This window comes from Pseudomonas sp. B14(2022), from assembly GCF_012030485.1.
Lineage (GTDB): Bacteria > Pseudomonadota > Gammaproteobacteria > Pseudomonadales > Pseudomonadaceae > Aquipseudomonas.
Map to the genome: position 1 here is coordinate 18,887 of NZ_JAAUVM010000021.1, position 22,595 is coordinate 41,481.

The 22,595-nt window shown below is 60.7% G+C and carries 22 protein-coding genes; 9 read left to right on the forward strand and 13 right to left on the reverse strand.

The genetic code is table 11. The features are described from left to right. The first annotated feature begins 16 nt into the window (after positions 1 to 16). From HCF10_RS24435 to HCF10_RS24440, 3 genes are read left to right on the forward strand one after another with little or no spacing between them, the layout of a single operon-like run. Complete coding sequence (locus tag HCF10_RS24435; RefSeq protein WP_167656616.1) at positions 17 to 1,216, forward strand: MFS transporter; 1,200 nt, start codon at positions 17 to 19, stop codon at positions 1,214 to 1,216. After that, the gene (locus HCF10_RS31725) at positions 1,213 to 1,335 is read left to right on the forward strand and encodes a hypothetical protein (protein WP_256663489.1); all 123 of its coding nucleotides are present in this window, start codon (positions 1,213 to 1,215) and stop codon (positions 1,333 to 1,335) included. Before HCF10_RS24435 ends, HCF10_RS31725 begins: the two co-directional genes overlap by 4 nt. Positions 1,336 to 1,370: 35 nt before the next feature. Further along, complete coding sequence (locus HCF10_RS24440; protein WP_027603814.1) at positions 1,371 to 1,922, forward strand: glutathione peroxidase; 552 nt, start codon at positions 1,371 to 1,373, stop codon at positions 1,920 to 1,922. 65 nt (positions 1,923 to 1,987) lie between these two features. Here the strand turns inward: HCF10_RS24440 and HCF10_RS24445 are convergent, their stop codons facing one another. From HCF10_RS24445 to HCF10_RS24460, 4 genes are all read right to left on the reverse strand, one after another. Continuing rightward, positions 1,988 to 3,271: an OmpP1/FadL family transporter gene (locus HCF10_RS24445; protein WP_167656587.1), complete on the reverse strand. Its 1,284-nt coding sequence runs from the start codon at positions 3,269 to 3,271 to the stop codon at positions 1,988 to 1,990. A 146-nt stretch (positions 3,272 to 3,417) separates the two neighbouring features. Then, the gene (locus tag HCF10_RS24450) at positions 3,418 to 3,900 is read right to left on the reverse strand and encodes a hypothetical protein (protein ID WP_065946840.1); all 483 of its coding nucleotides are present in this window, start codon (positions 3,898 to 3,900) and stop codon (positions 3,418 to 3,420) included. A 278-nt stretch (positions 3,901 to 4,178) separates the two neighbouring features. Next, positions 4,179 to 4,400, reverse strand: coding sequence for a hypothetical protein (locus HCF10_RS24455; protein WP_010563939.1), 222 nt, complete (start codon positions 4,398 to 4,400; stop codon positions 4,179 to 4,181). A gap of 442 nt (positions 4,401 to 4,842) precedes the next feature. Continuing rightward, a complete protein-coding gene (locus HCF10_RS24460; RefSeq protein WP_131698600.1) occupies positions 4,843 to 5,148 on the reverse strand; it encodes a hypothetical protein in 306 nt (101 codons plus the stop codon). A gap of 457 nt (positions 5,149 to 5,605) precedes the next feature. Between HCF10_RS24460 and HCF10_RS24465 the strand changes: the two genes are divergently transcribed. Further along, entirely contained in the window at positions 5,606 to 5,929 is a 324-nt protein-coding gene (locus HCF10_RS24465) for a hypothetical protein (protein WP_065940585.1), read from the forward strand. 175 nt (positions 5,930 to 6,104) lie between these two features. Continuing rightward, positions 6,105 to 7,469, forward strand: a complete 1,365-nt coding sequence (gene rmuC / locus HCF10_RS24470; RefSeq protein WP_167656617.1) for a DNA recombination protein RmuC — start codon at positions 6,105 to 6,107, stop codon at positions 7,467 to 7,469. 123 nt (positions 7,470 to 7,592) lie between these two features. On the opposite strand, the gene HCF10_RS24475 is transcribed toward rmuC, so the two are convergent. The 3 genes from HCF10_RS24475 to HCF10_RS24485 all read right to left on the reverse strand — a co-directional run bounded on the left by HCF10_RS24475 (position 7,593) and on the right by HCF10_RS24485 (position 12,174). Then, positions 7,593 to 11,063: a hybrid sensor histidine kinase/response regulator gene (locus tag HCF10_RS24475; RefSeq protein WP_131698599.1), complete on the reverse strand. Its 3,471-nt coding sequence runs from the start codon at positions 11,061 to 11,063 to the stop codon at positions 7,593 to 7,595. Positions 11,064 to 11,182: 119 nt separating this feature from the next. Then, positions 11,183 to 11,566 (reverse strand): YbaN family protein, encoded by a 384-nt coding sequence (locus tag HCF10_RS24480; RefSeq protein ID WP_027603821.1) that lies wholly within the window; start codon positions 11,564 to 11,566, stop codon positions 11,183 to 11,185. Positions 11,567 to 11,586: 20 nt separating this feature from the next. Further along, positions 11,587 to 12,174, reverse strand: coding sequence for a UPF0149 family protein (locus HCF10_RS24485; protein ID WP_167656588.1), 588 nt, complete (start codon positions 12,172 to 12,174; stop codon positions 11,587 to 11,589). 279 nt (positions 12,175 to 12,453) lie between these two features. Between HCF10_RS24485 and recQ the strand changes: the two genes are divergently transcribed. Continuing rightward, a complete protein-coding gene (gene recQ / locus HCF10_RS24490; RefSeq protein ID WP_131698597.1) occupies positions 12,454 to 14,580 on the forward strand; it encodes a DNA helicase RecQ in 2,127 nt (708 codons plus the stop codon). Between the two features lie 121 nt (positions 14,581 to 14,701). Continuing rightward, positions 14,702 to 15,136, forward strand: a complete 435-nt coding sequence (locus HCF10_RS24495; RefSeq protein WP_131698596.1) for a MarR family transcriptional regulator — start codon at positions 14,702 to 14,704, stop codon at positions 15,134 to 15,136. Positions 15,137 to 15,195: 59 nt separating this feature from the next. Here the strand turns inward: HCF10_RS24495 and HCF10_RS24500 are convergent, their stop codons facing one another. Further along, positions 15,196 to 17,385: a patatin-like phospholipase family protein gene (locus HCF10_RS24500; protein ID WP_065924938.1), complete on the reverse strand. Its 2,190-nt coding sequence runs from the start codon at positions 17,383 to 17,385 to the stop codon at positions 15,196 to 15,198. A gap of 84 nt (positions 17,386 to 17,469) precedes the next feature. Here HCF10_RS24500 and HCF10_RS24505 point away from each other — a divergent pair, with 84 nt between their 5' ends. After that, positions 17,470 to 17,757 carry a SelT/SelW/SelH family protein gene (locus tag HCF10_RS24505; RefSeq protein WP_131698594.1) on the forward strand — a complete coding sequence of 96 codons (288 nt, stop codon included), beginning with the start codon at positions 17,470 to 17,472 and terminating at the stop codon, positions 17,755 to 17,757. Between the two features lie 41 nt (positions 17,758 to 17,798). On the opposite strand, the gene HCF10_RS24510 is transcribed toward HCF10_RS24505, so the two are convergent. From HCF10_RS24510 to HCF10_RS24520, 3 genes are all read right to left on the reverse strand, one after another. Continuing rightward, the gene (locus HCF10_RS24510; protein ID WP_027603827.1) at positions 17,799 to 18,080 is read right to left on the reverse strand and encodes a hypothetical protein; all 282 of its coding nucleotides are present in this window, start codon (positions 18,078 to 18,080) and stop codon (positions 17,799 to 17,801) included. Positions 18,081 to 18,211: 131 nt separating this feature from the next. Continuing rightward, positions 18,212 to 19,096 carry a DMT family transporter gene (locus tag HCF10_RS24515; RefSeq protein WP_145336977.1) on the reverse strand — a complete coding sequence of 295 codons (885 nt, stop codon included), beginning with the start codon at positions 19,094 to 19,096 and terminating at the stop codon, positions 18,212 to 18,214. A gap of 99 nt (positions 19,097 to 19,195) precedes the next feature. After that, positions 19,196 to 19,945 carry a helix-turn-helix transcriptional regulator gene (locus tag HCF10_RS24520; RefSeq protein ID WP_131698592.1) on the reverse strand — a complete coding sequence of 250 codons (750 nt, stop codon included), beginning with the start codon at positions 19,943 to 19,945 and terminating at the stop codon, positions 19,196 to 19,198. A 137-nt stretch (positions 19,946 to 20,082) separates the two neighbouring features. Between HCF10_RS24520 and HCF10_RS24525 the strand changes: the two genes are divergently transcribed. Then, complete coding sequence (locus HCF10_RS24525) at positions 20,083 to 20,892, forward strand: UDP-2,3-diacylglucosamine diphosphatase (protein ID WP_053133181.1); 810 nt, start codon at positions 20,083 to 20,085, stop codon at positions 20,890 to 20,892. A 126-nt stretch (positions 20,893 to 21,018) separates the two neighbouring features. Here the strand turns inward: HCF10_RS24525 and HCF10_RS24530 are convergent, their stop codons facing one another. After that, entirely contained in the window at positions 21,019 to 22,212 is a 1,194-nt protein-coding gene (locus HCF10_RS24530) for an amino acid aminotransferase (protein ID WP_167656589.1), read from the reverse strand. Beyond that, positions 22,212 to 22,568 (reverse strand): 4a-hydroxytetrahydrobiopterin dehydratase, encoded by a 357-nt coding sequence (locus HCF10_RS24535; RefSeq protein WP_010208721.1) that lies wholly within the window; start codon positions 22,566 to 22,568, stop codon positions 22,212 to 22,214. The genes HCF10_RS24530 and HCF10_RS24535 overlap by 1 nt, the downstream gene beginning before the upstream one ends. Positions 22,569 to 22,595: the final 27 nt, after the last annotated feature.

A 22,595-nucleotide genomic window follows, 5' to 3' on the forward strand; every position in this document is an offset into this window, starting at 1 on the left:
ATAAGAAATGACGTCGATGTGGCGCACCAGCGGTTGGATCCTTTTAGGGAGTGCGCTGATCCTGGCGTTGTCCTTGGGCGTGCGGCACGGTTTCGGCCTGTTCCTGGCGCCGATGAGCAGCGAATTCGGCTGGGGCCGTGAGACCTTTGCCTTTGCCATCGCCTTGCAGAACCTGATCTGGGGCCTGGCGCAGCCGTTTACCGGTGCCCTGGCCGACCGGTTCGGCGCCACCAAGGCGGTGTTTGTCGGCGGGGTGTTGTACGCCGCAGGCCTGGTGTTGATGGGCATGTCGGATTCGGCGTGGTCGTTGTCCTTGAGTGCGGGCCTGCTGATCGGTATCGGCCTGTCGGGTACATCGTTCTCGGTGATTCTGGGTGTGGTTGGCCGCGCCGTGGCGCCCGAAAAGCGCAGCATGGCCATGGGCATTGCCAGCGCCGCCGGTTCGTTTGGCCAGTTCGCCATGGTGCCGGGTACCTTGGGCTTGATCAGCTGGCTGGGTTGGTCGGCAGCCTTGCTGGTGTTGGGCTTGATGGTGGCGCTGATCCTGCCGCTGGTGAGCATGCTCAAGGACCGCCCGCTGCCGGTGATGGCTGGCCAGCAAACCCTGCGTGAAGCCTTGAAGGAAGCCTGCTCCCACTCCGGGTTCTGGCTGCTGGCCTTCGGCTTTTTCGTCTGTGGCTTCCAGGTGGTGTTTATTGGTGTGCACCTGCCAGCTTACCTGGTGGACCAGCACTTGCCTGCCACGGTCGGCACCACGGTGTTGGCGTTGATCGGGCTGTTCAATATCTTCGGCACCTACACCGCCGGCTGGCTCGGCGGGCGCATGTCCAAGCCGCGCTTGTTGACCGGGTTGTACCTGCTGCGCGCGGTGGTGATCATACTATTCCTGTGGGCGCCGGTGACCGAGGTCACGGCCTACCTGTTCGGCATGGCAATGGGCTTCCTGTGGTTGTCCACGGTACCGCTGACCAACGGCACGGTCGCCACGTTGTTTGGGGTACGAAACCTGTCCATGCTGGGTGGGATCGTGTTCCTTTTCCACCAGCTCGGCTCGTTCCTTGGCGGCTGGTTGGGCGGGGTGGTCTATGATCGAACCGGTAACTACGATTTGATCTGGCAAGTGGCGATCCTGTTGAGTGTGCTCGCCGCAGCCCTGAATTGGCCGGTGCGTGAGCGGCCGGTGGCGCGATTGCAGGCGCAGATGGAGGCGACATGAGTGCGACCTGGTATTGGTTCGGCGGGGCAGCAGCGATAGCGCTATTGCTGGCCCTGGCCTGGTGGGGCTGGCAGCGCGGTGGCCTGGCGTTGATGCAACTGGGTATGTCGATCTGTTAAGTTCGATCCCTGAACTTTTTAAAGGATGTTTCGACATGCAGATGCGCTGGCTTGCTGTACCCGTGCTGATGGCTGCTTTTGGCGGTGTGGCGTTGGCTGCCGATTGCCCGCCGTTGCTGGAGGGCCAATTGCCCAAGCTGCGCGCCAAGGAATCCATCGACCTGTGCCAACGTTTTGCCGGTAAGCCCTTGGTTATCGTCAACACGGCGAGCTTTTGCGGGTTCGCGCCGCAATTCAAAGGCCTCGAAGCACTTTATCAGCGCTACAAGGATGAAGGGTTGGAGGTGATCGGCGTGCCATCCGATGACTTCAAGCAGGAAGCCAAGACCGGCGAAGAAACCGCCAAGGTCTGCTACGTGAATTACGGCGTGACCTTCACCATGACCGAGCCGCAGAAGGTCAAGGGGCCGGACGCGGTGCACCTGTTCAAGGTATTGGCGCAGCAGAGCAACGCGCCGAAGTGGAATTTCTACAAGTACGTGGTCGACCGACAGGGCAAGGTGATTGCCGATTTCTCCAGCCTCACCAAGCCGGACAGCCCTGACCTGATCAAGGCTGTGGAGCAGGCGATAGCGTCTAAACCCTGATCATCGGGCACTAAAAAGCCCCGCCTCCCTTGCAGGAGTGCGGGGCTTTTTTACACCCGTCTGTATCAGAAGGTGTAGGTCATGCCCAGGCCGAAACCGTTGGCACTGTTTTCGTATTTGGCGCGGTAACTGGCTGTCGACGGGGCGTCAGCAGTCTGGTTGATCTTGACGTCTTCTTCTTTCAGGTACGAATACGCCAGGTCGACTGTCATGTTATCCATGACTTTGTAGCCCAGGCCCACGCTGAAGATCGTACGGTCGCCAGTCGGGATGCGCGGCGAACGATCGGTGTTGTTGGTCGGGGATTGGTCGAAGGTCAGGCCGGTACGCAGCACGACTTGCTTGGTCAACTGATACGAGGTACCCACGGCGTAGGCCCAGGTGTCGTGCCAATTTTGTTCTTCGGTGATGGAACCTAGTTGGCTTGGCGCCAGTAAGCCGCCTGCGGCCGTTACGCCTTCGTTGTTGACGGTGATCTCTTTCAGGCGACTCCAACGCGTCCAGGTTGCACCGCCATAGAGTTTCCAGGCGTCGGTCAGGTCTTGGGTGACGGACAGGTCGTAGGACTCTGGGGTGTCGATTTTCAGCGAGGCGTCGTAACGGTTGTTACGCAGGAACGGCTGAGTGGCCGCTGGGCCGCTGACGGTGGTGTGGCCTTCGAGCTTGTACTTGACCTTCGAGTGGTAGGTCAGGCCTACGCGTGTGGTGTCGGTGGCCTGGACCAATACGCCGATGTTGAAACCCAGGGCAGTATCGTCCCCCTTGATTTTGACGTTGGTATCGGAAGCAAGCGGGCTGAGGGTCTTGTCCGACTCGAGCACACCGGAAATCCGGTTGATGGTCGGGCCAAAACCGATGGATACACGGTCGTTGAACGCGTAGCTGACAGTTGGCTGGAAGGTCATGACCTTCACTTCGCTCTTGCTGCCGAAGCCGCGACCCTGGAAGCCGTTTTCATAGTCGGTCACCAGGCCGAACGGTGCGTATACACCGAAGCCGATAGCCCACTGATCGTTGAGTTTGTTGGTGTAGAAACCGAATGGCACTGCGGTGAACGGAACCATATCGCCTTTGTTGGTACCGCGAGAGTTGCCACCGGTATTGCTGATGTCGGTCGACGCATCAATGGCAGCAACACCGCCGGTGATTTGCTGGCCATTCAGGCGGGACATACCGGCCGGGTTACCGTAGACAGTGCTTGCATCATCGGCAGAAGAGGAGCGACCTGCGAAACCCGTACCCATCCCGCTGACGCTCTGTTCGTTCAGTGCGAAACCGCTTGCGAACAGTTGGGAGGATGCCATGGCAACGGCGAGGCTAAGTGTGGTCTTGAGCATTACTTTTTTCATTATTAGAACTCCGGGGTGATCACCGCTGCGGAAAGTATCAATAAAATTAACATCGCGCTATAGGCTGTAATGTAGGAGATAGAGCGGTTTTGTAGGACAATCCGACCAGAATTCTGCTTTTTTGGCGAATCTTGCAAATTGCCCGGTCAGCAGGCCACGTGATTCAAGGGGGAAACACAGGTTTGCCAGGCTTGGGTGAAATCCCGCAGCCTTCCTTGAGGATGAAATATTTCTTTCCAGATACGCGCCATGGCTAAAACATCACCGGGTGGTGGCAGGGCGGGGCTGTGCTGTTCGACCAGCAGCCAAGCGATGGCCGTGGCGTAACGCAGGTTTACGGTGAGTTCCAGCTGGGGCGCGCTGAGGAAGGCATGTTGGCTGGCGAGCCCGCGTACCAGGCTGGCGCGCTCGGGGTCGAGCGCCAGGTAGTTATCCCACAAGGCGCGATGGCGAGGTTCGGTGATGCTGTACAGGCCATGGCCGCGTCGATCGTGTAAGGCAGAACCCAATTCCGACTGGCTGGCCGCGATGCCCAGCAGCAGTGACTCAGCCGTTGGGCTCTGCTGGCCGAGGTACGTCAGCGTTGGCCGGATCACATAGCGACACAATTCACTGGCTGCGATACCCATACATGCCTCAATCCGTGAAAGGGGTCGACGAGTCCTGAGATGGGGGCTTGGCAGCAGTGGATCGGATCTCAGGCTCGTCGGAAGCGGATCATGCCGCTTGAGTTGAAGTGTAGTGTCATATTCATGATGTAAAAGACTGTTTTTAAAACATCTTCCTCATCCAGTTATAACGTTTATATCGATTTGAACTTAGTACAAAGGCTCAGGGTACGAATTTCGGGCAATAAAAAACCCTGTGTTTTAAACAGGGTTTTTTGTGTTTCAGCGACTCGGGTCGATCAGGCAACCAGTGCCTGACGGGTACGCTCGATCACGGCCTGCAGCGGTTCAGCGCTGGAGTATTGATCGGGGTACAGGCGTTCGCTGTGACGAGCGATGCCGTGTTCGTTGACCAGGGTGAAGCTGAAGCAGCCTTTGCGAGCGGCCATGATCAGGCAGTTCATTGGAGCAAAAGCGTTGGTGAGGGTGCGAATGGCATCCTGAGTGTGGATAGCGGACATATTATTGGTGTTCCTACAAATGACACGGATAAGAACCGTGCAACGTTAAAACGTTCCAGTAACGTTGATCACCATTGATCAAACGAAGAACCTGACTGGAACAAAGCAGCCAGTTTGAAGCGCTAATAAGTTAGGCGCGCTTGGGCTGGCAGGTAGGTACTTAGGAGGGCAGGCAACACAACAAGGGCAAAGGTTCTGGGCCCGGGGTGAAGATCCTGATCAATTTGCAGGTTGGTTCGGTCAGAGTATGGAAACTTCGCGGCACCCTTTGCTTGTTCAAAGGCAGTGTCGTCGCAAGTGATACCTGGAAACCATCGAGGTGGTCGATCCCGTGTTGTTCAGGGGAGTTGTTCGACCAGAATTGACTTTCAGCTTGGTACTAACGCTGCGGATAGTAACGGATTGAAACAGGTAATGGAAGCGCGTTAATCAAAAACTGCAATCAACCGCCCAGCAGGCCGCGATACACCAGCACCGTGACGGCGGCGGCCAGGGAACAACCCAGCCCATAGGCGGCCAGGGTCAGGCGCAAGGATTGGCCGGTCTCGACCATCTTCATCACATCGCCCATGTCATCGACACGTCCTTCACCCAGCTCGATGCACACGCTCGCGGCGGTGAAAGCGGCCGATAGCAGGATGGCGATGGCAAACAACGCCCCATCCGGGGATGGCAGCGCGACATTGATCCCTAATGAAATGGCGCAGATGGCCAGTAACAACACGGCGAATAATAGAATTCCTTTCATCAGCCCACTCAGCCTTGCGTTGTCCGTCGGGCAGTGTGGCGAGCCTGAAAAGATTTGAAAAGTCCCTGTTTTGCTTCGGCGGTAACATTTTTGAAGGCTGTCGCTTCAAAAAAAGCCGGGGATATAACCATCGGATCGGTACTTGTGCACATTAGTTGCGGCGTGTGTAACCGGGCTGTCAATTGCTGGACAAGGCCGCCATTTGCCTGCAATGGAAATTTAAGTCAATGAAAAATCTGGCTTTTTTTTATTGGTGAAAAAATCGTCAGTTTGACTGCGGGCCCCGTTCCATGGGCGTTTGCGCGAGTTAAAGGCTGGTTGTCCACTGAGTTATCCACAGCTTCTGTGGATTGTCCCGAGCGCTTGCTCTAGAACGGGCGTGCAGGGTTTTTTCAGCTTTACCTGTACGAAAAAAAGAGTAGAGTGGCGCGCCTTCCGTTCTGTCCCACAGTGCTTTATGAAGTTTCGCTCAGTATCACCTTCTGTTACCGACATCCCCCAGACTGTTACCGCGCCCAAGCGTTTTTCTTTGAAGGTCGCCCTGTGGTTGCTCGACAGCCCACGCCTGGGGCACAGCACCAACGTCAAACACTTCGCCGGGCGCTTGCTCAAGCAGCCGGCCCGTGAGGGCGTAGTGGCTGCGCAAAGCCGCCTGGGCCAATTGATGTGCCGTGAGTGCGGCAACGCCCGCGACCGCCGCATCGGCCACGATCTGCTGCGCCTGGCCGCCCGTGCCGGTGACCGCCGTGCCCAACGAGAACTGGGTCAGGTCGAAGACTGAGCTGTCCTCACGCTCTACGCTTAGTTAACCTTGCTCCTTTTCGGTGATGGCAGAAATGGCTATGGTTTTTGACTGGACCAGTATTGCCCTGGGCCTGGCTGGCGCCGCAGTGCCTTTATTGGCGGTGTGCTGGCAGATTCAACGGCGGTTGACCGCGCGGACCACCGGCTGGGAACTGCTCGAAGAGCGCCTGGCCACTGCGCAACTGGCCCAGGAAGGCCTCACCGCTCAATTGGATGCCAGCCGCGATGAAATCAGCGATCTGAGCCAGGCCAATGCCGCCAAGCAAGCGGACCTCGCTGCCGTGCGCCGGGAGGTCGAGCTGTTGCAGATCGACCGCGATAACGCCCGCGACGCCGCCCACGCCTGGAACCTTGACCGCAGCGCCAAGGAAACCGAATTGCGCCGCCTTGATGCATTGTCGGCCGCCTTGCGCGCCGAACTGCGCGAGCAGCAGGAAAGCCATCAGCAGCGCCTCGCCGACCTGCAAGGCTCGCGGGACGAATTGCGTGCGCAGTTCGCTGAGCTGGCCGGCAAGATCTTTGATGAGCGTGAGCAGCGCTTTGCCGAGAACAGCCAGGAGCGCCTTGGCCAGTTGCTCGATCCCTTGAAGGAACGCATCCAGTCCTTCGAAAAACGCGTCGAAGAGAGCTATCAGAACGAGGCTCGCGAGCGCTTTTCCCTGGCCAAGGAGCTTGAGCGCCTGCAGCAACTGAACCTGCGTCTGTCAGACGAAGCCACCAACCTGACCCGCGCCCTCAAGGGCCAGAAAACCCAGGGCAACTGGGGTGAGCTGATCCTCGAGCGCGTGCTGGAGCACGCCGGCCTGGAGAAGGGCCGCGAGTACCAGACCCAGGTCAGCCTCAAGGGCCCGGACGGCGAGCGTTTCCAGCCGGATGTGCTGATCATGTTGCCTGGCGACAAGCAGGTCGTGGTGGACTCCAAAGTCAGCCTGACCGCTTACCAGCAGTATGTCGCAGCCGATGATGAGGTCATCGGCCAGACGGCCTTGAAACAGCACGTGCTGTCGCTGCGCAATCACGTCAAAGGTTTGGCCGGTAAGGATTACAAACGCCTGGAAGGCCTGCACAGCCTGGATTTCGTGTTGTTGTTCGTGCCGATCGAAGCCGCTTTTTCCGCGGCCTTGCAGGCCGAACCGAATCTGTTCCAAGAGGCTTTCGACCGTCATATCGTGATCGTCAGCCCAACGACGCTGCTCGCCACCCTGCGGGTAATCGACAGCCTGTGGAAGCAGGAGCGCCAAAGCCAGAACGCCCGCGAAATTGCCGAACGCGCCGGGTGGCTGTACGACAAGTTCGTGCTGTTTATCCAGGATCTGGACGAAGTGGGCAATCGTCTACAGCAATTGGACAAGGCTTACAGCGCGGCGCGGAACAAGCTGACAGATGGGCGTGGAAACCTGGTCAGTCGCACCGAGCAATTAAAGTTGCTCGGTGCGCGTGCCAGCAAAAGCCTGCCGGCGGATTTGCTGGAGCGGGCGATGACCGACGCCGACGGCGTGGCGCACCTTCCCGAATAAACACATTCCGAGAGGTGGGAGGGGGCTTGCTCCCGATTGCAGTGGATCAGGCACAGATGGTGTGACTGATGCTCCGCTATCGGGGGCAAGCCCCCTCCCACATTTTGACTGGGTACATCCGGTTTATAGAGGTAAGTGTCGGCTCAGCAACGCCCGTAAAGCTGCTGGCTTCACCGGCTTGGCAAGGTAATCCAACCCCGCCGCATGCACCTCTGCCACCATCTCCGGGCGGCCGTCGGCACTGATGACCACGCCGGGGATCGGCTCCGCCATTTGTGTACGCAGCCAGCCCATCAACTCGGTACCGGTCTCACCGTGATCGAGGTGGTAATCCACCAGCGCCAGTTGCGGGCGTATGCCTTGCTCCAGCAGCGCCGCACATTGCGCCTGATCGGTGGCGGTCCACACCTCACAGCCCCAGCGTGTCAGCAGGCTGCGCATACCGATCAGAATGCTCTCTTCGTTATCCACGCAGAGCACTTGCGCGCCGCTCAAGGGCAGGCCGTTTTCATGTACTGCTTTGACTTGCGGGCTGGCCTGGTTGCGCGCCAGCGGCACGCGTACGCTGAACACGCTGCCCTTGCCGGGCCATGAGCGCACGCTCAGACGATGGTCCAGCACTCGGCACAGGCCGTCGGCAATCGCGAGGCCCAGGCCCAGGCCTTTCTCGGCGCGGGTCTGGTGGCTGTCCAAGCGCTTGAACTCTTCGAAGATCACCTTCTGTTTATCCTGCGGGATACCGGGGCCACGGTCCCAGACTTCCAGGCACAGCTCGCCCTTGCGCCGGCGTACGCCGAGCAGCACCGAGCCATCGGAATACCGGAAAGCGTTGGTCAGGAAATTCTGCAAAATCCGCCGTAGCAGCTTGATGTCGCTGTCGACGCGCAAGCGGCTGCCCCGCAGGCGGAAGCGCAAGCCCTGCTCTTGGGCCAGGGCCTTGAATTCGGCGCCGAGGGTATCGAACAACTCATTGAGTACGAAAGGCTGGCGCTGCGGATTGATCTTGCCGTTTTCCAGGCGGGAGATATCCAGCAGGTCGCTGATCAGGTCTTCGGCAGAGCGCAGCGAGCTGTCCAGATGCTGCACCAGTTGCCGTGCCTCGCTGGACAGGCCGTCGTTCTGGTGGGAGAGGGCGGCGGAGAACAGGCGTGCGGCGTTCAACGGCTGCATCAGGTCATGGCTGACCGCCGCGAGGAAGCGGGTCTTCGACTGGCTGGCGGACTCGGCGACGCCCTTGGCATCGGTGAGCGCCACATTGAGCTGCGACAGTTCGTGGGTGCGCTCGGTCACCCGTTGTTCGAGGCCTTCGTTGGCCTCGGTGAGTGCCTGCTCGGCCTCGCGGAACGCGGTAATGTCGGTGAAGCTCATGACGAAGCCGCCGCCGGGCATCGGGTTGCCGATCAGCTCGATCACCCGTCCATTCGGGAACAGGCGCTCTGACGTATGCGCGCGGCCCTGGCGCATCCAGTGCAGGCGGCGCGCCACGTGCACCTCGGCTTCGCCCGGCCCGCACAGGCCGCGCTCGGCGTTGTAGCGAATGATGTCGGCAATCGGTCGGCCTACGCTGATCAGCCCGTCCGGGTAATTGAACAATTCCAGATAGCGCCGGTTCCAGGCCACCAGCTTGAGGGACTGGTCCACCACACTGATACCCTGGGTGATGTTCTCGATGGCGCCTTGCAGCAATGCGCGATTGAATTGCAACACTTCGGACGCTTCGTCGGCGATGCGTACGACATCCTCCAGTTGCATTTCCCGCCCTTCGATCGCCGCTTTCACCACGGCCCGAGTCGAAGATGCACCGAGTACACCGGCCAGCAAGCGTTCGGTGTGGGCGATCCAGTCGTTGTCGGCATTCTGGTTGGGGTTAAAGCCTTTGCCCTGGCGATAGGCGAAGCGGATAAAACTCTGTTGGGCCCGTTCTTCACCGACAAAACGCGCGGCCAGGCTGAGCAGGTCGCTGATCTGTACCGACAGCATCGAGCGTGCACTCGCGCGCTGACTGATTTCCTGGCCGATAAAACGCCCGGCTTGCCAGTGTTCCGACACGCGCGTGCGCGACAGCATCGACACCCACACGAACAGCGTGAAGTTACCTGCGAGGGAGAACACCGTGCCCAAGGTCAGTGAGGTGACGGACAAACCGAGCGGGTGCGAATGCATCCACGTCAGCCCCGGGAAAAGGGTGAGGGACCAACCCAGGCTTTTCGCGGTAACCGGTAGGACCAAGGTGTAGAACCACAGGAATGTACCTGCTGCCAGCCCCGCAAACACGCCACGGCGGTTGGCCTGTTTCCAGTACAGCGCGCCGAGCATGGCCGGGGCCAGTTGGGTCACGGCGGCAAAGGCGATCTGGCCGATGGTCGCCAGGCTTGCGGTGGAGCCCAGCAGGCGGTAGCTGACATACGCCAGCAGCAGGATGATCACGATGCTGACCCGGCGCACCGACAGCATCCAGTGGCGGAACACTTCGAACGGTCGCTCTGCGCTGGAACGGCGCAGCAGCCAGGGCAGCAGCATGTCGTTGGAGACCATGGTCGACAACGCGATGCTCGCCACGATCACCATGCCGGTGGCCGCCGACGCACCGCCGATAAACGCCAGCACGGCGAGGGCCGGATGGGCTTCGGCCATGGGTAGGCTGATCACGTAGGAGTCCGGCAGCACCGAGCCAGGCAGCATCATTTTGCCGCCCAGGGCGATCGGCACTACGAAAAGTGCGGCGAGGATCAGGTAGGCCGGGAACACCCACTTGGCCAGGCGCAAATCCTGTGGGTCGATGTTTTCCACGACCGTCACATGAAACTGTCGAGGCAAGCAGATGATCGCCATCATGGCGACGCCGGTTTGCACCACCATCGACGGCCAGTTGATGGTTTCCTTCCAGTATTCCTCCAGGCGTGGTGCGAGCATTGCCTGGCTGAACAGGTCGCCGAAACCGTCATATAGGCCGTAGGTCACAAACGCGCCGACTGCGAGAAACGCGAACAGCTTGACCAGGGACTCAAATGCAATCGCCAAGACCATGCCACGGTGGTGCTCCGTGGCGTCCAAGTTGCGGGTACCGAACACAATGGTGAACAACGCCAGCACCAGGGACACGATCAACGCGGTGTCCTGGGCGCGGGTGCCGGTGGTGTCCGCGCCAGCGCCAATCAGCAGGTTGACCCCCAGCACGATGCCTTTGAGTTGCAGGGCGATATAAGGCAGCACGCCCACCAGGCAGATCAGCGCGACCACCACCGCCAGGGACTGGGATTTGCCATAGCGTGCAGCGATAAAGTCGGCGATGGAGGTGATGTTTTCCTGCTTGCTGATCAGGATCATCTTCTGCAGCACCCAGGGTGCCAACACCAGTAGCAGCACCGGTCCCAGGTAGATCGGTAAAAACGCCCACAGTTGTTCGGCGGCCTGGCCTACGGCCCCGAAGAAGGTCCAACTGGTGCAGTAGACGGCCAGCGACAGGCTATAGACCCAGGCACGCATGCGCGGCGGCAGCGGCGCGCGGCGACGGTCACCGTAGAAGGCGATGGCAAACATAATGGCCATATAGGCCAGGGCAACGGCGGCGATCAGCCCGCTGGACAACGTCATGGTAACTCCGAGCATGAGAACACCCAGGCATTCCGGGCCCGGTTGGACAGTCTCGCATGATGCCTGGGGTTAGTCAGTGTCGACCAAGGTCGTGTGGGATCTAATGTCGCAGTGGGCGCTTAGCGCGGTGGCAGGGTTTTCTGGCGCAGGATGTAGATTGTCACCAGCACGGCGCTGGTCAGCATGAACCCGCGGGCCCATGGCAGCGGTACCAGGTAGCAGGAAAAACCGATACTCAGCCACATCAGGCCGATGGCGTAGACCTTGCCCTTGAGTGGAATGCCGTTGCCGTCCAGGTAATCACGAATCCAAGGGCCCAGGCGCGGGTGTTCCACCAGCCACTGGTAGAAACGCGGGGAGCTTCGAGCGAAGCAGGCGGCAGCGAGAAGAAGGAAGGGTGTGGTCGGCAAGACCGGCAGGAAAATACCGATCACTCCCAACGCTACGCTCAGCCAGCCGATGGCCAGCAGCACGTAACGCAGGAGCAGCGAGCGATTGCCCATGGGTGTCACGGGCAGGCGACTCAGTGGTGACGTGGCTTGAGGATCGCCGGTTTTTCGTCAGGAGCGTTGCACAGCAGGTACAGGGCGGTCAGCGCTTCCGGGATCTGTACGATCATGTCGTCCATCAGGTTGGCGTCGGCGGCGATGTCGGAAAATTCAGCTTCTTCCTCAAACAGCCCCGAGCCGACCATGATCGGCAGCAGCATTTCGCTGACTTCTTCCTCGGCGGATTCGAACCAGGCAGCTTCGCGCAGGAACACGCCTTCCATGAAGCCGATGCACCAGCCGCGCAGGTCGGAGTCGTCCGGCTCTTCGCCGAGGTCCAGTTCGCACGGCAGCTCGAATTCCTCATCGGAAGCCAGTTGGCGACCGATGTGGGCCTTGAGGGCCAGCAGGGTGGATTCGATTTCTTCGCGCTGTGCGGCGTCGGCGTAGTGCGGTTCTTCGGCGAACAGCGCGTCGATCCATTCACGGTCGGGAACGACCTCGGAGCAGATCGACAGGGCGGTCAGGTAGCCGTGGGCGGCCACGTAGTCCAGCGCCTCGTCATGCAGCTCATCGGCGTCGAGGAAGGCTTGCAGGCGGGTTAGTTGCTCAGCGAAGGACATTGAAGGACTACCTTGGGAATAAACGATGCTGAATTCTAGGCTTTCTTGCGCGCCCAAGCCAGTCGGCATGCATATTTGCCAGGTTTTTGAGACAGGCTGCAATTCGTCAGCGGCGCCCTTTGCCGGATGACGCTCGGGTATACTGCCGCGTTTTGTGATGCCCCTGCAGGCCAAGCGCCAGGCCGAGAAAACTTCGCTTACGGATTATTTTCCGTGAAACCGAAGTTTTTCGGCCAGCCTGTACAGAGGGATTTCGGCACTATTTTGTTGGAGTTATACATGCTCGATCAGGCTCAACGCGTCCTCAAGGACATCTTCGGCTACGACAGTTTTCGTGGCCGCCAGGGTGCGATCATTGAGCGCGTGGCCAAGGGTGGTGATGCGCTGGTCCTGATGCCTACCGGCGGCGGCAAGTCGTTGTGCTTCCAGGTACCGGCGTTGTTGCGCAACGGGCTGGCGGTGGTGGTGTCGCCGCTGATCGCGTTGATGGATGACCAGGTCGCGACCCTGGAAGAGCTCGGCGTCGCTGCCGCTGCGTTGAACTCCACCCTCAGTGCCGAGCAGCAACGCGACCTGGCCGCGCGGATCAAGCGCGGTGAAGTGAAGATGCTCTACCTTGCACCTGAGCGCCTGGTGCAACCGCGCATGCTGGCGTTTTTGCAGAGCCTGGAAATTGCCCTGTTCGCCATCGACGAAGCCCACTGCGTATCGCAATGGGGGCATGATTTTCGTCGCGAATATTTGCAGCTCGGTCAACTGGCGGAGCTGTTCCCGGACGTTCCCCGCATCGCCCTGACCGCCACCGCCGACAAGCGCACTCGTGAAGAAATCGTCGAGCGTCTGCACCTGCAGAACGCCGAGCGCTTCCTGTCGAGCTTCGACCGGCCGAATATTTTCTACCGCATCGTGCCCAAGGAGCAGCCTCGCAAGCAGCTGCTGGCGTTCCTTTCGGAGCGACGCAGCGATGCGGGCATTGTCTATTGCCTGTCGCGCAAGAAGGTCGATGAAGTGGCTGCATTCCTCTGCGAGCAGGGCTATCCGGCGCTGCCGTACCACGCCGGCCTGCCCAACGATACGCGCTCTGCCCACCAGAAACGCTTCCTCAACGAGGAAGGCTTGATCATGGTGGCCACCATCGCGTTCGGCATGGGCATCGACAAATCCAACGTGCGCTTCGTGGCCCATATGGACCTGCCCAAGTCCCTTGAGGCCTATTACCAGGAGACTGGGCGTGCCGGTCGTGATGGCCTGCCGGCCGATGCCTGGATGGTCTACGGCCTTCAGGACGTGGTGATGCTCAAGCAGATGTTGCAGAACTCCGAAGGCGATGAACGCCATAAACGCCTGGAGCAGCACAAGCTCGACGCGATGCTCTCGTTGTGTGAAGAGACCCGCTGCCGCCGCCAGACCTTGCTGGCGTACTTCGACGAGGACATGCCGCAACCGTGCGGCCACTGCGATAACTGCATTGATGGTGTACAGACCTGGGACGCCACCGAGCCGGCCCGCCAGGCACTGTCGACGATCTACCGAACCGGCCAGCGTTATGGCGTAGGCCATCTGGTGGATGTGTTGCTGGGCAAGGACAACGAAAAAGTGCGCAGCTTCGGCCACGAAAAACTCTCGGTCTATGGTGTCGGCAAGGCCCGTGCCGAAGGTGAGTGGCGTTCGCTGTTCCGGCAGATGGTTGCGCGTGGCCTGGTGGACATCGATATCGAAGGGTATGGCGGCCTGCGCCTGAACGACAGTTGCCGGCCGCTGCTCAAGGGCGAGGTGAGCCTGGAGCTGCGCCGCGACCTCAAGCCGCAGACTACCGCCAAGACCAGCACCAGCCAGGCCAGCCAGCTTGTCCGGGGTGAAGAACGTGAGCAGTGGGAAGCCCTGCGTACCCTGCGACGCAAACTGGCCCAGGAACACAGCGTGCCGCCGTACGTTATTTTCCCCGACTCCACTTTGCTGGAAATGCTGCGCGAGCAGCCCACCACCATGGCCGAAATGGCCCGGGTCAGCGGCGTCGGTGCGCGTAAGCTGGAGCGCTACGGCCAGGCGTTCCTCGAAGTGCTCGGTGGTCAGGTCGAAGCACCGAAGGAAATCGCCGATATTCGCCATGAACTGATCAGTTTGGCACGCGCCGGCATGACCCCGGTCCAGATCGCCGGCCAGTTGCAATGCTCGGAGAAAAACGTCTATACCTTGCTGGCCGAATCCATCGGCAAGCAGCAGTTGTCCCTGGAGCAGGCCCTTGATTTGCCGGAAGATTTGCTCGGCGAAATCCAGGACGCATTCCTCGACGGAGAAGGCGAATTGCCACCGGTTGCGGAGATTGCACCGCTGTTTGCCGGGCGTGTACCTGAAGGGGTTTTGTACTGCGTGCGGGCCGCTTTGCAGTCTGAATTCGAAATTTAGTGTGCCAATTACGTCAATGTAACGAATCAGTACATAGCAAGTCTTGCCTAGTGACATGGCTCATGCTTAGCTGACTAATAATTAGCCATACTTTATTTTCAGTCTAAACCATGAGTTTTTTATGCCGTTAACCGATCAACACCGTTTTGGCATGCAGCTGGCGCAAATGTCCCGAGGTTGGCGCGCTGAGCTCGACCGCCGTTTGGCCGGGCTGGGCCTGTCCCAGGCGCGCTGGCTGGTGCTGCTGCACCTGGCTCGTTTCGAAGAAGCGCCCACCCAGCGTGAGCTGGCGCAAAGCGTCGGCGTAGAAGGGCCGACACTGGCCCGGTTGCTCGACAGCCTAGAAGGCCAGGGCCTGGTGCAACGCCAGGCCGTGGTGGAAGACCGTCGCGCCAAACGCATCCTGCTGTGTGACACCGCCAAGCCGTTGATCGAGCAGATCGAGACTATTGCCACGGCTTTGCGCCAGGAACTGTTTATGGGCATTGACGAAGAAGATATGCGTGTATGCATGCGGGTGCATGGGCACATCCTGGCGAATCTGGAAAAGTCCTGATTCGACCACCGCAGCCTCGCTTGCGCTCGACAGCTGCTACACGAGCGTGAACGGGGGGGTTAGAAGGTTTGCCCGAGGTTCAGGTACACCGCCTTCTGATTATCATCGTTGAACCCATAGCTGAAATTCAGCGGCCCCAGCGGCGTATCAAACCCGAGGAAAATACTCGCTGCGTTGATATAGCCGCTGTCGAATTCATTGTCGTTGTTCCACGCGCGGCCGCGTTCCAGGGAGGCGCCCAGGTACAGCGGGAAATCCAGCGGCAGGTAGGAGCGCGGTGTCAGCCGGCGGTAGTACACCGCGCGCATCAAGCTGATGTTCTGCCCGGAAATCGCATCCTGGCGGAAGCCCGACAACTGCCGCGCACCGCCCAGCAGGAAGCTGGAAATCACCACGTCCGAATCATCCAGGGTGCGCCCGTAGCGACCGCCCAGTACCAGGGTGTCCGGGCCATGACTCATGGCCTTGTCCAGCTTGAACTCCCATTGTCGATAGCGCTGGTCCGAGCCCAACCCCGGTTCGAATTCGCGAAAAGCCAGGCCAATGTCCTCGCCGCTGTGGGGGAAGTACACGTTATCCAGGGAGTCGAAGGAGTACTTCAGTTCATAGAAGCCTTCGCTGAAGCTCACACTTGGCAGGTCGCGGTCGCCGATGCGCACATCCGCCTTGCCCCAGGCCTCGCCGACACCGAAGCGGATCTCGCCGCTGTTGCCGATCTGGCGTCCCACGTTCAGGCCGAAGCCGTAGCGTTCCAGGCGGTATTCGGAGATGGGGTCGTTGTCCAGGATCAGCTCGACGTTCTGTGCCTGGGCGCTGATATACGGTGCGACAAAGTAGCGCGAACCGGTGTCCATCGGCTGGTAGAACTCGCTGTAAAGCTCCTGCCGATCACCGATCTGTACCCGCGTCAGCCACTCGGCACCCAGGCGATTGATGCCGTTCATGCGGTAGCTGGCGCCGAGGTTGAAGGCGCTGTCGCCGCGCATGTCATCCGACAGGTTCAGACCCAGGCGCAGGTAGTCGGTGCCGCTGCGTTTGCCGCGCGCGCTGATCACCAGGGTGTTGTCCTGGCCCTTTTTCACCACGCGGTATTGCACCTGCTCGAAGTAATCCAGGCCATACAGGGTGCCCATGTCGGTCTGCAGGCGGCCAAGTTCCAGCGGTTGGCCCAACGGTTGGCGGATGTAGTAGCGGATCACGTCGTCGCTGACTTTCGAGTCGTTCTCCACCTTGATCGCGGTAATCACCGGGGTGCGTTCGCCCGGGGTACGCGCGGCTACCAGTTGTGGGTCGATCGGCTCGGCGGGGCGCAAATGGGCCAGGCGAACGTCGAGGGCGCGGGTGGCACGGTAGCCGGCATCGATCATGTCCTTGGCGCGACCGAAATCCGTCACGCCATAGGCGGCCAGCGGCGGCTGGATCAGTACGTCCTTGGGATGCAGGGCTTTGAGTTGTTCTTCGGAGTTGCGCCGGGTCATCAGGGTGATGGACTGGTTGAGCACATCCACCACCGTTGCCAGTTGCTTGCGTGAACGCAAGGGGGTGCCGATGTCGACCACGATGGCGATGTCCACGCCCATCTCGCGCGCCACATCCAGTGGGATGTTATCGGTCATGCCGCCATCCACCAGCAGCCGGCCATCCAGCTCCACCGGGGCGAACACGGCCGGAATCGACATGCTCGCTCGGATCACCTGGGGCAGGTGGCCCTTGCTGAACACCACTTTCTCGCCAGTGGTGATGTCGGTGGCCACGGCGCGAAAGGGGATTGGCAGCTTGTCGAAATTACGCGTGTTGCTGGTATGGGCGAACATGCTTTCCAGCAACAGCGCCAGGTTCTGGCCTTGGATCACGCCAAGGGGCAGGCCGAGGCTGCCGTCATCGCGGAAGCTGAGCTTCTGCTTGACCAGGAAATCCCGGTCATCCTGCTTGCGTCGAAACGGCACGTCTTCCCGTGGCGGTGCGTCGGACAGCGCCTGTTGCCAGTCGATGCCCAGCGCCAGTTTTTCCAGTTCATCGATCTTGTAGCCCGACGCATACAGCCCGCCAATCACCGCGCCCATGCTGGTGCCGGCGATCGCGTCGATATGAATACCCTGTTCCTCGAGCGCCTTGAGCACGCCGATATGCGCCAGGCCCCGGGCGGCACCGCCGGACAGTACCAGGCCGATTTTGGGGCGAGGCGTCTCAACGGCATCGGCGAGAAGAGGGAGCAGGCACAGAAACAGGCAGGACAACAGGCGGCGCATCATGAATCTCGAGGCTGGGCGATAAAGGCCGGTATTATAGCCATCCGATCCGCTGAGCCCGTTACGCCAGGAGCCTGTCAAATTATGTCGTTGACCAAACCCGAGATCGTTATCACCTATTGCACCCAGTGCCAGTGGCTGTTGCGCGCCGCATGGTTGGCGCAGGAGCTGCTGAGTACGTTTGCCGAGGACCTGGGTAAAGTGGCGCTGGAGCCGGCGACCGGCGGGGCGTTTCGCATCACCTGCGATGGCGTGCAAATCTGGGAGCGCAAGGCGGATGGTGGATTCCCTGAAGCCAAGGTGCTCAAGCAACGGGTGCGCGACCAGATCGATCCACAGCGCGACCTGGGCCACAACGACCGTACGCAATGAAGGTCACCGCCACACCAGGACGGTGACCCCTCAGTTCACCGCTATTTAGCGGCCATCTTGCTTTTGATGAAGCCCACGACCCAGGTCAGCACCAGGCCGCCCACGCCGCCGCCGACGATATTGCTGCCGACTGCCGCCACATCCAGCGCCTCGCCGCCCGAAGTGCCGGTCAGCGCGGCGACGACCTGGCCCAGCACGAGCCCGCCGACACCACCCAGCATGGTATTGAGCCCGGTCCCCAGGCTCTGTTTGGTCATGCCGGCCAAATTGCCACCGACGGCACCGCTGATGATCTGAACCAACAAGCTGATGAACATTTCCATGATGAAACCCCTGCATCGCGTTTATGGAGTGACCACTCACGTGCAGCAACTTCAGAAAACACCCTGGCTGTCGTCGAGGAGTCTTTATCCGTTGAACGACGGCTGACTGTTGCGGATGTTTAAAGTATAGATCAGGCCGCTGCAGCGGGCTGTTTGGCCTGGCTGGCGCTGCCCATCAGCCCGGAAAGCACGATGGCGACGATGATCAACGCGCCGCCCGACAGCATGCGCAGGGTCGGCGTCTCGGCAAACAGCAGCCAGGCTACCGTGATGCCGTATACCGGCTCCATGGCGAACACCACCGAGGCGGTGCGCGCCTTGATCACCGCAAGGCTGGCGACAAACAGGCTGTGGGCCAGGCCCGTGCAGAACACCCCAAGCAGACCGATCCACAACCAATCCAGCGCGCGAACGTCCGCCAGCCCCGGCGCGGCCACGGGCAGCAGGCACACGGCGACCACCACGTTCTGGCACAGCGCTGCCTGCACGGCGGGAATCCGTCCGGAGCTGGCGCGGTTGTTCAGCGACAACAATGAGAACAGCAAGCCCGAGACAATCCCCCAAAGCAGGCCGCCCGTGGCTTCGCTGGCGAGGTTGAAGTCCGGCGTCACCAGCACCAGGCCAACGGTGACCAAGGCCACCAGCACGATTTCATTGGCGCGAATACGTTCGCGAAAGATCAGCCCTTCGAGGATCACGGTAAAGGCCGGGAATGCGGTGAACCCCAGCGTGGCGACGGCCACGCCAGCGACCTTGACGGCAATGAAGAACGTCACCCAATGCGCCGCCAGCAACACACCGCTGACCAGCAGGCGGCGCCAGTCCTGCAGCGCCAGGGTTTTCCAGGGGGCGTTGCTGGCGAAGCGTGCAAACACTGCCAGGGCAATCACGGCAAACGCGGCGCGACCGAAGACGATGATGGCCGGGGACGCGGCCGCCAACTTGCCGAAAACGCCGGTAAGGCCAAACATCAGTGCGCCGATATGCAGGGCGCCGAGGGCTGAGCGGGGAGTCATTGCGATCCTTGAACCAACGGGAGTGACAGGTTCGCAGTCTAGAGGGTGCAGGTGTGTGCGTCTGTCGTGGGACTCGCGATTTTTAGCGCAAGGCTCGCCCTATGTGGCGCGCCGCAACGCGCCGGGAGAGGCGCCAAATTCGCGCAGCATGGCGGCGGCAAAGGCACTTTGTGAGGTGTAGCCAACCCGCACGGCGATTTCACCGACGGGCAGCGGTGTCTCGCGCAGCAGGTTCAAGGCCAGTTGCAGGCGACGGCTGCGGATGTAATCCATGGGCGTCTGCCCGCACTCGGCGATGAAGCGCGCATGCAGGCGGGCCACCGACAGGCCGGCGATACGCGCCAGATCGGCGACCTGCAACGGATGCGCGACGTGTCGCTGGATATGCGCATTGAATGCCGCATACGGCAGGCGACGGCCCGTTAGCGGCGGCGCCTGCGAATGATTGAGGCTGGCCAGCAACAGCACCGCACCCTGTTGGACGATCAGTGGGTCATCCACGGGGCTGTGCGCCAGCCATTGCACCAGTTGGTGTTGCCGGGAATCCAAGGCCAGGCGTGCCGGTTGATCGAGCAGGCGGCGGCTGGCGTCGGCGTGTTCGCCCAGGGAGTGCAGCAGCCAATGCTCCGTGGGCACATCCAGCACCAGGCAGCGGCTGCCATCGCGACTGCCACAGGCGTGGTGGGCGGAGAAGGGCAGCACCATCACGCTGCTTTCGCGCACCTGGCTGCCAAGGCCGTCGACTTCCAGGTCCAGGTGCCCGGACAGGCCGAACACCAACTGCGCATGGTCATGGCTGTGGGCGATGGGCGCTTCGAGGTAGTGGCGTAGCGTGAGCGACGGTCTCATCGCGGTCTCCTGGGCAGCAAGGCGCCAGTCTACAACGCTTCGCGGTCGGCGAGCGTTGTCATCAGACTGACGCACGATTGTCATGGGCTATTAATCGCCAAGGCGCAAGCTCGCGAAAACAGCGTCGAGGGATGCCCATGACCAGTGCCGAGTTCACCAAACCCAGCCGCAAGCAGCGGGTTCGTACCCTGTGGATTTCCGACGTGCACCTGGGCACCCGGGATTGCCAGGCCGAACATTTATCGCAGTTCCTCAAGGGCTACCACGCCGACAAGGTGTACCTGGTGGGGGATATCATCGACGGCTGGAAAATGCGCGGCGGCATGTATTGGCCCCAGGCCCATACCAACGTGATCCGCCGCCTGCTGACCATGGCCAAGCGCGGTACCGAAGTGATCTACGTCACCGGCAACCACGACGAGTTCCTGCGCCGCTACTCCAAGCTGATCCTGGGCAATATCCAGCTGGTGGATGAGGCCGTGCACGTGACGGCCGACGGTCGTCACCTGCTGGTGATCCACGGTGACCAGTTCGATGTGATTACCCGTTACCACCGCTGGCTGGCGTTCCTGGGCGACTCGGCCTATGAGTTCACCCTCACCTTGAACCGCTGGTTAAATCACTGGCGCGCCCGTTACGGCTATGGCTACTGGTCTCTGTCGGCGTATCTGAAACACAAGGTCAAAACCGCCGTGAGCTTTATCAGCGATTTTGAAGAAGCCATCGCCCACGAAGTGACCAAGCGCGAGTTGCATGGCGTGGTGTGCGGGCATATCCACCATGCGGAGATTCGCAAAGTGGGCGAGGTGGATTACCTCAACTGCGGGGATTGGGTGGAGTCGTGCACGGCGTTGATCGAGCACTGGGACGGGAGTATCGAGTTGTATCGCTTGGCGGATGCGCAGGCGAAAGAAGCGCTGCTGAAAGCCGAGATGGTCGCCAGCTGAGGGGTGTGCTCGGTCAATATGTGGGAGGGGGCTTGCTCCCGATGGGGGGGTGTCAGCCAATACACCTGTCACTGACCCACTGCCATCGGGAGCAAGCCCCCTCCCACATTTTCAATCCCGGTTTCGTCAGTGGGATACGTCGGCGATGGCTTCGGCCAGGAGTTTCAGGCGTGTCGCATCAATACCCGCCACGTTGGCCCGCCCCGAACTGACCATATACACGCTGTGCTTCTCGCGCAGTTGCTTCACCTGCTCGGCACTCAAACCGGTGTAGGAAAACATCCCACGTTGCGCTCCGATGTGCGCAAACCGCTCCGATAAACCATGGGGCGCCAACGCCTCCACCAGTCCGGAACGCAACTGCGCGATTCGCGCACGCATGGCTTCGACTTCCTCACTCCACTGCTTTTTCAGCTCGGCATCACCCAGGATCGTCGCGACCACCGCTGCACCGTGGTCCGGCGGCGTCGACCACAGGTTGCGCGCGGTATTTGCCAACTGGCTGCGTACATCCGTCAGCTTCTCGGCGTCCGCCGCGCACACGATCAACGCGCCGACACGGTCGCGGTAGAGGCCGAAGTTCTTCGAGCAGGAGCTGGTGATCAGTACTTCCGGCAGTTCCGCCGCGAACAAACGCACCGCCCAGGCGTCCTGCTCCAGGCCGTCGCCAAAGCCCTGGTAGGCGAAGTCGATCAGCGGCAGCAACTGGCGCTCGCGCACGATCTGCAGCACCTGGCGCCAGTCATCCTGGGACAGGTCGAACCCGGTCGGGTTATGGCAGCAGGCGTGCAACAGCACCACGTCGCCCCTGGGCACGGTGGCCAGCGTCGCCAGCATCGCCGCCACATCCAGGCGATTATCCGCACCCACGTACGGGTAGTGGCTGACCTTGATCCCCGCCTTGGCAAAAATGGTTTCGTGGATTGGCCAGGTCGGATCGCTCAACCACACGCCACGGCCGGGCAAGTTGTGGGCGATGAAGTCGGCGCTCAGGCGCAGTGCGCCGGTGCCGCCGGGGGTTTGAGTCGCGCCGGCACGGTGTTCGCGCAGCAGGGCGGAGTCGGCGCCCAGTACCAGTTCGCTGATCAGTGTGCCGAAGGCTGGATCACCGTGGCCGCCAATATAGGTCTTGGTCGCCTGGGTATCGACCAGGCGCTGTTCGGCGCGCTTCACCGAAGCTGGAATCGGCGTCAGGCCCTGGTCGTCTTTATACACACCTACGCCGAGGTCGAACTTGTTCGGGTTGGCGTCCTGGGCATACAGGTCCATCAAGCCGAGGATCGGGTCGCCGGGTACACGGCCTATGGCATCGAAATGCATTACTTGCGGCCCTCGGCGTCCTTGGCCACTTCGTCGGTGCGCGCGGCCATGATGAAGTCGTTGCGGTGCAGGCCCTTGATGGAGTGGCTCCACCAAGTCACGGTTACCTTGCCCCATTCGGTGAGCAGGCCCGGGTGATGGCCTTCGGCTTCGGAGATTTCACCCATGGCGTTGGTAAAGGCCAGGGCGAATTTGAAGTTCTTGAACAGGAAAACCTTTTCCAGCTGCATCACGCCGTCGCGTACCTCGATGTTCCAGTCGGGGATCTGCTTGAGCAGCACCGGCAGTTCTTCATCGCTGACTTGCGGGGCATCGGCGCGGCAGGCTTCGCAGTGGGCTTGGTTCAAGGTGGTCATGGTCGGTGTCCTGAATTCGAATAGGTG

Excerpts from the sequence above, each read along its gene's own strand:
- HCF10_RS24480 (WP_027603821.1), bottom strand. The coding sequence starts at position 11,566 with ATGGGCAATCGCTCGCTGCTCCTGCGTTACGTGCTGCTGGCCATCGGC.
- HCF10_RS24530 (WP_167656589.1), bottom strand. The coding sequence starts at position 22,212 with ATGCATTTCGATGCCATAGGCCGTGTACCCGGCGACCCGATCCTCGGC.
- HCF10_RS24450 (WP_065946840.1), bottom strand. The coding sequence starts at position 3,900 with ATGGGTATCGCAGCCAGTGAATTGTGTCGCTATGTGATCCGGCCAACG.
- HCF10_RS24460 (WP_131698600.1), bottom strand. The coding sequence starts at position 5,148 with ATGAAAGGAATTCTATTATTCGCCGTGTTGTTACTGGCCATCTGCGCC.
- HCF10_RS24435 (WP_167656616.1), top strand. The coding sequence starts at position 17 with ATGTGGCGCACCAGCGGTTGGATCCTTTTAGGGAGTGCGCTGATCCTG.
- HCF10_RS24465 (WP_065940585.1), top strand. The coding sequence starts at position 5,606 with ATGAAGTTTCGCTCAGTATCACCTTCTGTTACCGACATCCCCCAGACT.
- HCF10_RS24525 (WP_053133181.1), top strand. The coding sequence starts at position 20,083 with ATGACCAGTGCCGAGTTCACCAAACCCAGCCGCAAGCAGCGGGTTCGT.
- HCF10_RS24440 (WP_027603814.1), top strand. The coding sequence starts at position 1,371 with ATGCAGATGCGCTGGCTTGCTGTACCCGTGCTGATGGCTGCTTTTGGC.
- HCF10_RS24495 (WP_131698596.1), top strand. The coding sequence starts at position 14,702 with ATGCCGTTAACCGATCAACACCGTTTTGGCATGCAGCTGGCGCAAATG.
- HCF10_RS24535 (WP_010208721.1), bottom strand. The coding sequence starts at position 22,568 with ATGACCACCTTGAACCAAGCCCACTGCGAAGCCTGCCGCGCCGATGCC.
- HCF10_RS24475 (WP_131698599.1), bottom strand. The coding sequence starts at position 11,063 with ATGACGTTGTCCAGCGGGCTGATCGCCGCCGTTGCCCTGGCCTATATG.
- HCF10_RS24455 (WP_010563939.1), bottom strand. The coding sequence starts at position 4,400 with ATGTCCGCTATCCACACTCAGGATGCCATTCGCACCCTCACCAACGCT.
- HCF10_RS24510 (WP_027603827.1), bottom strand. The coding sequence starts at position 18,080 with ATGGAAATGTTCATCAGCTTGTTGGTTCAGATCATCAGCGGTGCCGTC.
- HCF10_RS24485 (WP_167656588.1), bottom strand. The coding sequence starts at position 12,174 with ATGTCCTTCGCTGAGCAACTAACCCGCCTGCAAGCCTTCCTCGACGCC.
- recQ (WP_131698597.1), top strand. The coding sequence starts at position 12,454 with ATGCTCGATCAGGCTCAACGCGTCCTCAAGGACATCTTCGGCTACGAC.
- HCF10_RS24500 (WP_065924938.1), bottom strand. The coding sequence starts at position 17,385 with ATGCGCCGCCTGTTGTCCTGCCTGTTTCTGTGCCTGCTCCCTCTTCTC.
- HCF10_RS24445 (WP_167656587.1), bottom strand. The coding sequence starts at position 3,271 with ATGAAAAAAGTAATGCTCAAGACCACACTTAGCCTCGCCGTTGCCATG.
- HCF10_RS24515 (WP_145336977.1), bottom strand. The coding sequence starts at position 19,096 with ATGACTCCCCGCTCAGCCCTCGGCGCCCTGCATATCGGCGCACTGATG.
- HCF10_RS24520 (WP_131698592.1), bottom strand. The coding sequence starts at position 19,945 with ATGAGACCGTCGCTCACGCTACGCCACTACCTCGAAGCGCCCATCGCC.
- HCF10_RS24505 (WP_131698594.1), top strand. The coding sequence starts at position 17,470 with ATGTCGTTGACCAAACCCGAGATCGTTATCACCTATTGCACCCAGTGC.
- HCF10_RS31725 (WP_256663489.1), top strand. The coding sequence starts at position 1,213 with ATGAGTGCGACCTGGTATTGGTTCGGCGGGGCAGCAGCGATAGCGCTA.